At 72.8% G+C, this 12,834-nt stretch carries 10 protein-coding genes; 4 read left to right on the forward strand and 6 right to left on the reverse strand.

Annotated features, from left to right (window positions below):
- Positions 1-155 precede the first annotated feature (155 nt).
- From WMF44_RS34440 to WMF44_RS34450, 3 genes are all read right to left on the reverse strand, one after another.
- Positions 156-1,127, reverse strand: a complete 972-nt coding sequence (locus WMF44_RS34440) for an aldo/keto reductase (RefSeq protein WP_437294287.1) — start codon at positions 1,125-1,127, stop codon at positions 156-158.
- A gap of 218 nt (positions 1,128-1,345) precedes the next feature.
- Positions 1,346-1,999, reverse strand: coding sequence for a hypothetical protein (locus tag WMF44_RS34445; protein ID WP_437294288.1), 654 nt, complete (start codon positions 1,997-1,999; stop codon positions 1,346-1,348).
- Between the two features lie 459 nt (positions 2,000-2,458).
- Positions 2,459-2,968, reverse strand: coding sequence for an OmpA family protein (locus WMF44_RS34450; RefSeq protein ID WP_080599074.1), 510 nt, complete (start codon positions 2,966-2,968; stop codon positions 2,459-2,461).
- A gap of 201 nt (positions 2,969-3,169) precedes the next feature.
- Here WMF44_RS34450 and WMF44_RS34455 point away from each other — a divergent pair, with 201 nt between their 5' ends.
- On the forward strand, positions 3,170-6,031 hold the full coding sequence (locus WMF44_RS34455) for an Hsp70 family protein (protein ID WP_437294289.1): 2,862 nt from the start codon (positions 3,170-3,172) through the stop codon (positions 6,029-6,031).
- 196 nt (positions 6,032-6,227) lie between these two features.
- On the opposite strand, the gene WMF44_RS34460 is transcribed toward WMF44_RS34455, so the two are convergent.
- A complete protein-coding gene (locus WMF44_RS34460; RefSeq protein WP_437294290.1) occupies positions 6,228-7,097 on the reverse strand; it encodes a hypothetical protein in 870 nt (289 codons plus the stop codon).
- A 485-nt stretch (positions 7,098-7,582) separates the two neighbouring features.
- Here WMF44_RS34460 and WMF44_RS34465 point away from each other — a divergent pair, with 485 nt between their 5' ends.
- A complete protein-coding gene (locus WMF44_RS34465; RefSeq protein WP_437294291.1) occupies positions 7,583-10,600 on the forward strand; it encodes a beta-propeller domain-containing protein in 3,018 nt (1,005 codons plus the stop codon).
- A 67-nt stretch (positions 10,601-10,667) separates the two neighbouring features.
- On the opposite strand, the gene WMF44_RS34470 is transcribed toward WMF44_RS34465, so the two are convergent.
- Positions 10,668-10,928 (reverse strand): hypothetical protein, encoded by a 261-nt coding sequence (locus WMF44_RS34470; RefSeq protein WP_437294292.1) that lies wholly within the window; start codon positions 10,926-10,928, stop codon positions 10,668-10,670.
- The gene (locus WMF44_RS34475) at positions 10,925-11,566 is read right to left on the reverse strand and encodes an RNA polymerase sigma factor (RefSeq protein ID WP_437294293.1); all 642 of its coding nucleotides are present in this window, start codon (positions 11,564-11,566) and stop codon (positions 10,925-10,927) included. Before WMF44_RS34475 ends, WMF44_RS34470 begins: the two co-directional genes overlap by 4 nt.
- 152 nt (positions 11,567-11,718) lie before the next feature.
- Between WMF44_RS34475 and WMF44_RS34480 the strand changes: the two genes are divergently transcribed.
- Both WMF44_RS34480 and WMF44_RS34485 read left to right on the forward strand, forming a co-directional pair.
- Positions 11,719-12,120 carry a hypothetical protein gene (locus WMF44_RS34480; protein WP_272095406.1) on the forward strand — a complete coding sequence of 134 codons (402 nt, stop codon included), beginning with the start codon at positions 11,719-11,721 and terminating at the stop codon, positions 12,118-12,120.
- A 143-nt stretch (positions 12,121-12,263) separates the two neighbouring features.
- Entirely contained in the window at positions 12,264-12,782 is a 519-nt protein-coding gene (locus tag WMF44_RS34485; RefSeq protein WP_437294294.1) for a hypothetical protein, read from the forward strand.
- Positions 12,783-12,834: the final 52 nt, after the last annotated feature.

Below are 12,834 nucleotides of genomic sequence, written 5' to 3' on the forward strand. Positions count from 1 at the left end.
GGGTCCGCCGCGTCCGCCGCGCTCCGCCGCGTGTTGGCGCGTGTTGGCGCATGGTTCGTGTGCGGCAGACAACCCATGATTCCAGTGAAGGAAAAATTTTGCACATCGCAGCTCCGCGGGCCGCGCCTTGCTCGCGGAGCCGCGTATCCGCCGCTTCAACCGGCCTTGAACGTGTCGTAGCGGCCGGCGCGCGGCGCGACGCGCGCCTCCAGCGCGGCGCGCTCGGCGGGCGGCATCGGGAAGGAGAGGGACCGCGCGCCCAGGTTCTCGCGCACCTCGGCGATCGACGAGCAGCCGATGATCACCGTGTCGGCGTGGCTCGCCGCGTAGCGGATGAGCTCGGCCGCGCCCGCGGCGCGATCCTGGAGCAGGCGGCCCGCGGCCATGATCTTCATGCCGATGACGCCGACGCCGCGCCGCCGCGCCTCCTCGACCACGGTCGTCAGGAACGGGAGCCGCGCCGGATCTGCGGGGTTGACCGCGCAGAGCACGGTATCCACAGGATAACGCCGCATCGCCTCCAGGAGGATTTGCGGGTCGTGGTGGCCGGTGATCCCGACGTGGCGCACCCGGCCGTCCGCCCTGGCCTGCTCCACGGCCTCGATGGCGCCCCGCTTGCCGAAGATGGCGTCGAGCTCCTCGATCTCCCGCAGATCGTGCAGCTGCCATGAATCGAGGTGGTCTGTCCCGAGCCGACGCAGGCTGTCGTCGAGCAGCCGCAGCGCGCCGTCGCGATCCCGCGCGTGGGTCTTGGAGGCGAGGAAGACCTGCTCGCGCGCCTTCGGGCCGGCGGCGCGGAAGGCCTCACCGTAGTAGTCCTGGCTCTGCTGGTATGCAGGCGCGGTGTCGCAGTACCTGACCCCGAGGCGCAGGGCCTCCAGGATCACGGGCACCGCCTCGCGGTGACGGCCGGTCGTCCGGAGGATCCCCTCGCCCCCGAGCGACACCGGCTCGACCTGCGCGCCGGTCCGCCCGAGCGTGCGCGCCGGCGCTTCGCCGGCCGCAGGCGCCGCCGGTGACGGGCAGCCGGCTGCCCCGACCGCCACGGCCGCTGCGGTCGTGGCGACCGCTCCCAGCACGCCACGACGGCCACCGTCGGCACTTCCCGTCTCGCTCGGCTCGCGCATACGGCCCTCCTGGAGAGGACTCTACCAACCGACAGGTCGAACGTAAACCGAGGCCTGGATCCATGCAGTCACGCGGCTCGGGCGAGCGACGGCGGTGCGCCGCTCTCCTCATCGAGGCCGCGGCCCGGGGGACGGACGCCGTCTTCAGCGTGCAGCCGAGCGAGGGGCAACCGTCAGGGACGAGCCTTGGGCGCTCGGAAGTGGCCGTCGGTCCCTCGCTACCGCCGGTCGTCGGAGTCGTCGTCGTCCGGCCGATCGTCGTCCTCGAACACCAGCCTGCCAATCACCACTTGGCGCACCGTCGTGGGGTAATAGGCCGTGACAGCGGCCGTGCTCCAGGTGTGCCCGACGATGGTCTCCGAGGTGTTCGTGTAGAGCCGCATCGTCCCGTAGCCAGCGCCGGAGGCCCCCCGGCCGCTCGCGGCGTACCTGGAGTCGGACGAGCCGTGGTGCGTGCTCGTCGAGTCGACGATGCTCACCTCGAACTGGAGTGTGCCCGCGACGAGAGGGCTGGCGGGGAGCTTCGCCCTCGGCGCCCGGCGGAGGATCGCGACGTGCCCGGTCGAGGACTCGCCAGCGGGGTAGCGGATGGCGATGATGTCGGCGGCGCGCGCGTCCTTGGGATCGTGGATCCTCTCGAATCCGTTCTCCTCGACGATGGCGTCGTAGTACGCGGCCGCGCTCGGGCTCCGGCTGCCCAGCCAACCCTTGAGCGACGCTTCGGTGAAGCCGTAGCCCCGCTTGAGCAGCTCCGTCAGGAAGGTGGCGCACTGCGTCCGGTTCGCGTAGCGCCGCGCGCCGGCCACACCGGTCCAGCTGATGAAGCTGGGGCTCGAGTTGTATTCGTTGTTCTCAGGCCTGATGTTGTCCACGAGGCTCTCCGCCCACCTGAGATGGTCGGCGTGATGCGCAGCCGCGGTGCGCGGGGAAAGCCACACGAGCCCCGGAAGGACGAGACAAGCGATCTCCAGCATACGACGATGAACGCTCGCCATGATCCACCTTGCAATGCAGTGAGTTGCTCGGACTGGCGCGTCGCATTCAGCGCGCGGATTCCCGTGATAGATTAAGTCCGATCGAGAGGCGCCGTTCAATACAAATTTGCAGCACGATCATCTTTGGGAGTCCCTTGTCCCACAGGCGCACAGAAGGACAGGCATCCTCTCGCGTCGTGCGCCTCGCGGGACACAACGATGAGACGATAGTCGGTCGATTTCGAATGAGGGGCTTGTTAACCTGGCCTGTTGTTCCGATGCCCGGGGAGCAGGCGCGGGGCGGGGCGTGTCGGAGCCAGAGCGACGAGCGGGCGGCCTCGATCGGTCGCCAGCCGGTCACTTCGACTTGATGCGGAACTCCACGCGCCGGTTCATGGCGCGGCAGCCCTCGTCGTTCGTGAAGCAGAGCGGCGCGCCGGCGCCATACCCCGGCGCCGTCATCGGCGTCGCGACGCCGCGCTGGACGAGGTAGCGGACCACGGCGTTCGCGCGGCGCTCGGACAGCTTGATGTTGTGCTCCACGCTGCCCTGGTTGTCCGTGTGCCCCTCGACCGTGAGCGCGGTGATCTCCGGGTGCGTCCGCAGGATGTTCGCCACCGCGTCGAGGACCGAGAACGACTCCGGCCGGATCTCGTCCTTGTCGAGGTCGTAGAAGATGGGCCGGGCGATCTTGATGCGATCCCCCTCGATGACCGCCTCGGCAGGCGCCGCCGGCTGGACGGCCACGGGCGGAGGAGGAGGCGGGGGCGCCGCGCTCGCCGCCACCGACATCTCGGTCTTCGCCGACCCGCACCCCGCCGCAAGGGCGCCCAGGACCACAAGCCAGATCGCTCGGTTCGCTCGCATTTCGCGGCTCTAGCACGGGGAATCGCCCGGAAGAACCGGAAGAAGCGCGCCGACGGCCGCCGACTCCCGCCCGGGCGCGCGCGGCCGGACGACCGGTGAGGCCACGGTGCGCCCGGCGACGCCCCCCCGCGCGGGCGCGCGCGGCCACGCCGGACCTGCGGAATGCGCCGCGGCGATCCGGTATCGTTGCTGCGCGCACGCATGTCCGCCCCCGCGAAGAGCCCGAGCCTGATCGTCGGAATCGACCTCGGCACCACGCACACCGTCGTGGCGTGGGCCGAGCGCGACGCCGGCCCCGGCGCGATCCGCGTCTTCTCGATCCCGCAGCTCGTGACCGCCACCGAGATCGAGGCGCGCCCGCTGCTGCCGTCCCTGCTCTACGCGCCCCTCCCCGGCGAGGCGCCCGCCGATCCGTTCAGCGACGCGCCCTTCGCGATCGGCGAGCACGCGCGCCGGCGCGGCGGCGAGATCCCCGGGCGGCTCGTCGCCTCGGCGAAGAGCTGGCTCTGCCATCCCGCCGTCGACCGCACGGCGCCCATCCTGCCCTGGGGCGCGGCCGAGGAGGCGGCCGCCCTGCCGCGCGTCTCGCCGCTCGACGCGAGCGCGCGGATCCTCGCCCACGTGCGGCGCACCTGGGACGACGCCTTCCCGGAGCGCCCGCTCGCGGCGCAGGAGGTCGTGCTCACCGTCCCGGCCTCGTTCGACGAAGTCGCGCGCGAGCTCACCGTCGAGGCCGCCCGCCGCGCCGGCCTCTCGGCGCGCCTCCTCGAGGAGCCGCAGGCCGCGTTCTACGACTTCATGCGGCTCGCCGGCGCCGAGGGCCTCGACGCCCTGCTCGACCGCTCGGGCGGCGAGGCGATGGTCCTCGTCTGCGACGTCGGCGGCGGCACGACGGATCTGTCGCTCATCCGGGTCGCCCGGGGCGCTGGCGCGGCCAAGGGCCACCCCGAGGTCTCCCGCGTCGCGGTCGGCCACCACCTCTTGCTCGGCGGCGACAACATGGACCTCGCGCTCGCCCACCTCTGCGAGCCGCGCCTCGTGGGCGCAGGGGAGAAGCTCGACCCGGCGCGCTTCGGCCAGCTCGTGCTCGCCTGCCGCGCCGCCAAGGAGCGCCTGCTCGGCGGCGAGGTCTCGTCCGGCGGCGCCGGCGGCGCCGCGCCTTCGCCGCCGGACGACGCGCCGGTCACGGTGCTCTCGCACGGCGCGCGGCTCGTGGGCGGCGCGCTGACGACGCGCCTCGGCCGCGACGAGGTCGAGGGCGTCGTGCTGGACGGCTTCTTCCCGGACGCGCCGCGGGACGCCCGGCCGCAGCGCGGGCGGAGCGGGCTCGTCGCGTTCGGCCTGCCCTACGAGCGCGACGTCGCGATCACCCGGCACGTGGCCTGGTTCTTCGCGCGCCACGCCCCGGAGGCGCGAGGGCCGACCGCGCTGCTCCTGAACGGCGGCGTCTTCCGCGCCCGCCGCGTCGCGGAGCGCCTCGCGCGGGTCGTCGAGCGCTGGGGCGGCCCGCCGCTCGATCTGCTCCCGCACGCCGATCCCGACCTCGCGGTGGCGCGGGGCGCGGTCGCGTATGGCCTCGCCCTCGCGGGCCGCGGCGTGCGCATCGAGGGGGGCGCGGCGCGCGGCTACTACGTCGGCCTCGAGCCGCCCGCCGGCGGGGGGCCGCGGCCAGCGGTCTGCGTCGTGCCGCGCGGCGCGAAGGAGGGCAGCGTCCACGCGGCGGCCGGGCGGACGTTCGCGCTCGTCGTGGGGCGCCCGGTGCGGTTCGACCTGTTCGCGTCGGACGACGCGCGCGTCGATCGCGCGGGCGACCTCGTCCCCCTCGAGGACGACCGGTTCGAGGCGCTGCCGCCGATCGCGGTGGCGTTCGACGCGGGGGACGCGGCGCGCGCCGCGACCGGAAAGCAGGCGGAGGTGCGGGTGCAGATCGAGGGAGAGCTCACCGCGATCGGCACCCTGGATCTCGCCTGCGTCGAGGTGGGCGCCGCGGCGCCGCGCCGCTTCCGGCTGGCGTTCCAGCTGCGCGAGGACGGCCGCGACGCGCGCGCCGCCGAGGCCGAGGGCGGCGCCCCGGCGGAGCGGGCGCTGGCGAGGCCTCACGCCGCGGCGGCGCCGGGCGGCAAGCGCCTCGACGAGGCCCGGGAGGCGATCGAGCGGGTGTTCGGCAAAGGGCGGCCCGACGTGGCGCCGCGGGAGGCGAAGAACCTGGTGCGCGAGCTCGAGCGCGTCCTCGGGGAGCGCGCCACCTGGACGACGGAGACCGCGCGGGCGCTGCTCGACACCCTCGTCCCGAGCGCGCGCTCGCGGCGGCGCTCGGCCGATCACGAGCGCGTGTTCTGGTCGCTCGCCGGCTACTGCCTCCGCCCCGGGTTCGGCGACGCGGGCGACCCGGCGCGCGTCGCCGCGCTCGCGCCGCTCTTCGCCGAGCGGCTGGCGTTCCCGCAGGAGGCGCGCTCCTGGCAGCAGTTCTGGATCGCCTGGCGCCGCATCGCCGCCGGCCTCGACGAGCCACAGCAGGTCGCGATCCGGGATCTGGCCGATCCGTTCCTGGCCCCGGCCGAGCAGCGGCTGAAGAAGCCGAGGGGGGTGAAGCCAGAGGCGCTCGACGATCTGCTCGAGCTCTGCGCGTCGCTCGAGCGCGTGCCCGCCGGCCGGCGGAGCGAGCTCGGCGCGTGGATCCTGGAGCGCACATGGACCGACCGCGACGCGCGGCTCTGGGCGGCGATCGGCCGCCTGGGCGCGCGCGTTCCGGCGTACGCGAGCGTCCACCATGTGGTGTCGCCGGCGGCGGCCGAGCGGTGGATAGACCACCTGCTGCGCGAGAAGTGGCAGGAGCTGCCGTCCGCGGCGCCGGCCGCGGTGCAGCTCGCGCGCAGGACCGGGGACCGGGCGCGCGACGTCTCGGACCGGGTCCGCGGTGAGGTGGAGCGGCGGCTCGTCAAGGTGGACGCCCCCGAGGCCTGGCTCAAGGCGGTGCGCGAGGTGGTGGCCGTCGAGGAGTCCGAGCGCGCGGCGTTCTTTGGCGAGGGGCTGCCCGTGGGGCTGCGGCTTGTGAGCGAGTAGGGAAAGCCCTTCTGCGCGCTTCGAGGCCTACTGGCGGCCTCACTTCCAGAAAGAGCAGGCGCTGTCCATACGCCCGCAAGCCACCTTCGGGCTCAGGCGATCACAGGTCGAGATTCCGTCGCTCGGCGGGTGATCATGGCAGAGATCGCCGCCGCAGCGGTCAGCGGCGAAGTCGGCCCCTGAACTGCACCCCGCTCTACTCGCCGGCAGCCGCCCCGATGCATGCCTCGAGCTCCGGCGTCGCCCGCCAGCCGCATTTGCCCGACGCGCCCCGCTCGCACACGCTGTGCTCCTTGTAACACCCGTACTCCTCGAGCCACTCGCACGTGGTGACGACATCCACACCCTTGTCCGCGCAGATCTGCCCGCTGCAGCCCGTCGCCACGCACGGCGCAGCCTCGCCGCCGCCAAGGCACGCCTCGAGCTCCGGCGTCGCCCGCCAGCCGCACTCGCCCGACGCGCCCCGCTCGCACACGCCGTGCTCCTTGTAACACGCGTATTCCTCACGGTACTCGCAGGTCGTGGCCACATCCTCGTCCGCGCAGACCTGACCGCTGCAGCCGGTCACAACGCACGGGGCAGGCTTGCCGCCGCCAATGCACGCCTCGAGCTCCGGCGTCGCCCGCCAGCCGCATTTGCCCGACGCGCCCCGCTCGCACACGCCGTGCTCCTTGTAACACGCGTATTCATCGCGCCACTCGCAGGTCGTGACCACGTCCTCGTCGGCGTCGGCGCAGACCTGGCCGCTGCAGCCGGTCACCACGCACGACGCAGGCTCGCCGCCGCCAAGGCACGCATCGAGCTCCGGCGTCTCCCGCCAGCCGCACTCGCCCGACGCGCCCCGCTCGCACACGCCGTGCTCCTTGTAACACGCGTATTCCTCCCGGTACTCGCAGTCCGTGACCACGTCCTCGTCCGCGCAGACCTGCCCGCTGCAGCCGGTCACCTGGCACGAGGCCGGCTCGCCGCCCGCCACCCCACCTCCCCCAGGGCCAGCCCCCCCGCCCTCGATCGGGCCCTGACAGCCTTTGCCCTTGGCACCCGTGAGCAAAGGTACGAAGAGCATGAGCATCGCAACGACAAGTCGGTGACGTTTGCTGAAAAGATCCATCGTCAAGCCTCCTATCAAGAGATAGACGAACCTGCCATCCGGCAGCCGCGGGCGCCAGGATTCACACCCCGTGCCAAGCACGGCGCCGGCGCCCCCCCACGCATCCTCGCGCGCAGACGCGATGCCCCCGCGGCGACGAGCAGCTGCCCACAAGCCGCGTGAGCCGCCTCCAGGTCATGAGAGCTCGCCCCGGGATCAGGGCATCGACCATCACCACGGCGCACGCCTTGCGGGCAGGCCCCCTGACCGCCGACAGCCCGCCGGCCGCACACTCTGGCACAGGCCGCGGTAATACCCGCAAATTCCTTGGATTTTTCGTGGGATTCATCATGGCCCACTTTTTGCTTATTTTGCTTATAGCGCCGAACACGGGACCTGAACAGCGCACGCGCACCGGCGCCGACATGACGCCCTGTGTCTCGTCCTCAACGAGGTGAACAATGACCTTCCTGTCTCGAACTTACGCCGGCTGGCTCGTCCTCGCGACGGCGGCGGTCTCGGCCGGACTCACCGGCTGCGGGAGAGGCTCGACGGGGCCTTCCTCCGAAACCGGCTCGACCGATTTCATCTCTGACAATCCGAGGGCCGGCGGTGGAAGAGATACGGCCAACGATGGAGGCGAGGGCTCGGCGGGCACCGGAGGCGACGGCGACCCGACCGCGCCCCCGGCCGACGGCGACGCCGAGCGCGCGATCACCGAGGCCGACATCATCCAGGTCAAGGACGGCAAGCTCTACGCGCTCTCGCAGTACTCGGGGCTCAGCATCATCGACATCTCCAAGCGCGACCGGCTGAGCCTCCTCGGGCGCTACCGGGCGAGCGGGATCCCCTTCGAGATGTACCTGCGCGACGGCATCGTCTACGCGATGTTCTCGTCGTGGACCCAATACATCTACGACGCGGCCACCGGCGAGTACTCCTATGAGCAATCGAGCCACATCGAGGCGCTCGACGTCTCCGAGCCGGCGGACATCCAGCAGATCGGCTCGTTCGACCTGCCGGGCGCCATCTCCGACTCGCGCATCGTCGGCGACGTGCTCTATACCGTCACGTTCGAGGACGGCGGCTGCTGGGGGTGCAAGGAGTCGCGGAACACCACGATCACCTCCCTGGCCGTCGGCGCCCCCGCCGAGATCGCCGTGGTCGATCAGCTGAGCTACGACGACGACCCCAACGACTACGGGTGGCAGCGCAGCGTGAGCGTCACCCAGGACCGCATGTACATCGCGGGCATCGAGTGGGACGGCACCGACGAGGGGCACTCCACCATCCAGGTCGTCGACATCTCCGATCCCGGCGGCGCGCTCGTCGAGGGCGCGAGCGTCGAGGCCGTCGGCCAGATCCAGAGCCGCTGGCAGATGGACGAACACGAGGGCGTCCTCCGCGTCGTCAGCCAGCCCGGCCTCTGGCGGACCGACGCGCTGCCCGGCGTCCAGACCTTCGCCGTCGCGTCCTCGCAAGAGCTCACGCCCCTCGGCTTCACCGAGCTCACCCTGCCCAGGCCCGAGACGCTGCGCTCCGTGCGCTTCGACGGCGACCGCGCCTACGCGATCACGGCGGAGCAGACCGACCCGCTCTTCACCATCGATCTCAGCGATCCAGAGCACCCCGCCCAGCTCGGCGAGCTCGAGATGCCCGGCTGGGTCTACCACATGGAGCCGCGCGGCGACCGGCTGCTCGCCCTCGGCTTCGACAACGCCGCCACGGGCGGCTCGCTCCACGTCTCGCTCTTCGACGTCTCCGACCTCACGAAGCCCACGATGCTGGAGCGCGTCCATTTCGGCGGCGACTGGGCGAGCTTCGCCGAGGGCCAGGACCAGATCCACAAGGCCTTCACCATCCTCGACGATCTCGTCCTCGTGCCGTACAGCGGCTGGGACATCGACGAGGCCGAGGGCTGCGGCTCGTACGAGAGCGGCGTCCAGCTGATCGACTTCACGGCCGACACGCTCACGAAGCGCGGCTCGGCGCCGGCGCGCGGCCAGGCGCGCCGCGCCTTCGTCCACGACACGCGGCTCTTCGCCGTCTCCGACCAGGAGGTCGGGACGTTCAACATCGATGATCGCGACGCCCCGGTCGAGGCCGCCGACCTGGCCCTGGCGACGGTCGTCAGCAACACGGTCGCCACCGGCGATCTCGTGGTCCGCATGGGCGCGGACTGGTGGACCCAGGCCGCGGAGCTCGAGGTCGTGTACGCCGCGGACCCGGGGCGCGCCGAGCCGATCGGCAAGCTCGACCTCTCGACGCTGGCCTCCGGATCGAAGAGCGACTGCTATGGATCCGGCCTCTCCAGCGCGCAGCTCTTCGCGCACGGGCAATACGCCTACCTGCTCTGGCCCTCGTACACGGACACGACGAAGACGAGCCTCGCCGTCATCGATCTCACGAACCCCGAAGCCCCCCGGATCGCGAGCCAGCGCGATCTGCCGTTCACCAGCAACGCGCTCTACTATAACGGGTACTACGGCAGGATCGTCTCCGCGGGCGCCGCCGTGGTCCAGGCAGGGAGCGCGCTCGTGCTCCGCAACGTCGAGGACCAGTACTACTACTACGAGGACGGCAGCGGCGCCCCGCCGCCGCAGCCCCGCGATCCGTCGCTCGAGATCATCGACCTCTCGAACCCGTCGAGCCCGACGCACCGCTCGCTGCCCCTGCCCGACGCCGCCGGTTACACGGGCCTGCAGCTCGACGGCACCACCGTGCTGACGTCGCACTGGGTGCCGCTGTCGAACGACGCCTCCAGGGCGCGCTTCTACATCGACCGCATCGACGTGGCCGATCCCTCATCGGCGGTCGTGCGGACGCCGGTCAACGTGCCCGGCTCGCTGCTGGCCTTCGATGGCGCGTCGGACCGCGCGCTCACGGTCGATTACGAGACGGTCGAGCTCGAGGTCGCGAGCTACCGGGAGTGCTACAGCGCGTTCAGCTACTACGCCGAGTTCGTGCCGGCGAACCAGCAGAACTACGATGGGCCCGGCGTCTGCCGCGGGACGCGCCACACCCTCAAGCTGCTCGACGTCGGCAGCGCGAGCGCGCGCCTCCGGGACGAGCACACGCTCGACGACGGCACCCGCCTGGACCAGGTGTTCGTGGGCGATGACCGCGTGTTCATGTACACCTCCGGGTACTACGCCGTGGGCGACGCGGTGGGCGTGGGCGCGTACACGTCCGGGATCCTCGTGGCCAGCGGGCTCACGGAAGGCAGCATCGACGTCGCGACGAAGGAGCTCTCGACCCCCGACGCCGGCTGGCCGCGCGCCGTGGACGGGACGCGCCTCCTCCTCGCCGGCTACAACCCGCCCGGGCTCTCGGTGCTCGACGCGGCCGACCTCGACGAGCTGACGCTCGAAATGAAGGGCGAGCTCTCGTCGTACGTCTCGCAGGTGACGATCTCCGGCGACACCGCGCTCTGCGCGCTCTGGTACCACGGGCTCGAGGTCGTCGACCTCGGCGACTGATCCGCGCGCCGCCGCTTCACCCCGCGCGGCTCGTCACGGGCGGCGCGGCGAAGGCGCCGCCCGGCCGCTACCCTCCCCCGTAGATCTGCCCGATCTTCTGCACCGAATCCCACACGTACGCGCAGCCCGAGCTCAGCAGGAGCCCCGGCAGGATCACCGCCGACCAGGCGAGCGAGAGCCGCGCGCTCGGCGCGGGGCGCTCCGCCTCCACCAGCGCGTCGCGGGCGAGGCGCCGGACCGCGTCGGCACGGGCCGGGTCGAGCGGGGCGACCGGCGGCAGATCGGCGAGGCCCCTCGCCAGAGGATCCTCTCCTGAGAACGGCTTCATCGAGAACCTCCTCGCGTCTGTCCATCCGTCGCGTCCGCGGCGGAGATCGAGGTCGTCGATCCCCGCCGGGGCCGCTCAGCATTTCGCCTTTCGAGGCGAGCCGCAAGCTCGGCGCGGGCGCGCGACAGGCGCTTGCGGGCGGCGTCCTCGCGGATGCCGAGCACCTGGGCGACCTGCGCCGTGTCGAGCCCCTCGACGGCCCCGAGGAGCAACACCTCGCGGTGCACCGCCGCGAGATCGCCGAGCGCCGCCTCCAGCGCCGCCACGTCGGCTCGGGCGTCCGCCGCGCCCTCGGGCTCAGGCGCGGCCGGCGCGGGCTCGCGGGAGAACAGCGCGGCGCGGGCGAGGTCGATCAACGCGGAGCGGCGGTGGCTCCGGTAGCGGTTCCTGGCGATCGTGAACAGCCACGCGGCGAGATCGGTGTCCTCGGCGAGCCGGCCGGCGTGGCGCGCGACGGCGAGCCAGGTGTCCTGGAACAGATCCTCGGCGACGTCGCGCCGGCCGGAGAGGCGCACGAGGAAGCTGAAGATCCGGACGTTATAACGCGCATAGAGCGCGTCGAAGGCGCGCGGATCGCGGCGCCTCAGGCGCGCCGCGAGCTCGGCGTCGGACGGAGCTGCTGCGCCCTCCCTCTCCACGCCGGCATAACGCGCGAGGGCCGCGGGCGTGACAAGGAAGTTTTCCGGTCACGGGATCCGCGGCGCCGCGTTGGGGCTCGTGAAGGCCGGCGCACACGGCGGCGGCGACGACACGCGGCAGGCAGAGAAGAGCAGACGAGAGGGAGGCACCGATGTTCGATTTCTTCGTCGAGGGCGGCTGGGGGATGTGGCCGATCCTGGTCTTCGGGATGGTCACGGTCGGCGCGGGGCTGCAGTTCGCCCGGCGGCCGGAGCCCGGGAAGCTCGGGTTCATCGCAGCCATGGGGCTGACGACGCTTGTCGCGACGATCCACGCGACGTGGATCGACCTCGGCGCTGTGTTCAGCTACCTGTCCGACCCGGCGAAGGTGCCTGACGGCGAGCTCGCGCGTGTGCTCGTCGTGGGGCTGAAGGAGAGCACGCGGCCCGGGTCGCTCGGGGGGTTATTGCTCGCCATCGCGTGCCTGCTCTCGGCGGTGGGCGTCCTGCGCGCCGGTCGGGCGCCGGCGGACGGCGGCGCGCGCCGCGGCGAGCCGCGCGACGCGCATTCGTGAGCGCCGGCGGGCTGCGCGGCCGCACGGCCGCGCGGCCGCGAGGACGCACGCTCCCCGGCGGAGGGGGCGGCCGGGAGCGCGGCGGCGGGCCTCGCCCAGCGCCGGCGCTTGGCGCCGGGGCCCGGGTGCGGCACACAAGGTCCATGGGCAGAGCCGAGCTCGCGCAGCTGATCGACCGCGATGGCCTCGACGCCTCGGAGGGCTCGCGAGGCCGCCTCGCGATCGCCGTCCCGGCGGCGTGGGCGCGCGACGGCGCCGACATCGAGATCGCCGTGCCCGCCCGCGTCACCTGCGCCCGCTGCGACGGCGGCGGCTGCGACAGCTGCGCCCGGAGCGGCGCCCACCGCGCCCCAGCGGAGCTCGCCGCGAGGACGCTGCGGCTCCGGCTCCCCCCCGATCTCGGCGGCGGCGTGACGCTCCGCCTCGTGCGCCCGTTCGGCGAGCACGCCCCGCTCGATCAGCTCCTCGTCGAGCTCCGCGAAGACAGCGCGGCGTCGCCGGGCGTGCTCCGCGTCACGCCGCCCCCGTCGGACGCGCTCGCGCGCTCTCCGACGGCGAGCGGCGGGCGCTTCCGTAGGCTCGGCGCCGAGCTCGGCGCGCCGGCCGTCATCGCGACCCTCGCCGCGATCGCGGCGGTCCTGGGGCTCCTGCTCGGCCGCTGAGGGCGCAGGGAGGCGGCGCGCTCCGCCCTCGGTCGACGCGGGCGAGGCGGGC

The sequence above is a fragment of the Sorangium sp. So ce426 genome (assembly GCF_051475585.1).
Classification (GTDB): domain Bacteria; phylum Myxococcota_A; class Polyangia; order Polyangiales; family Polyangiaceae; genus Sorangium; species Sorangium cellulosum_B.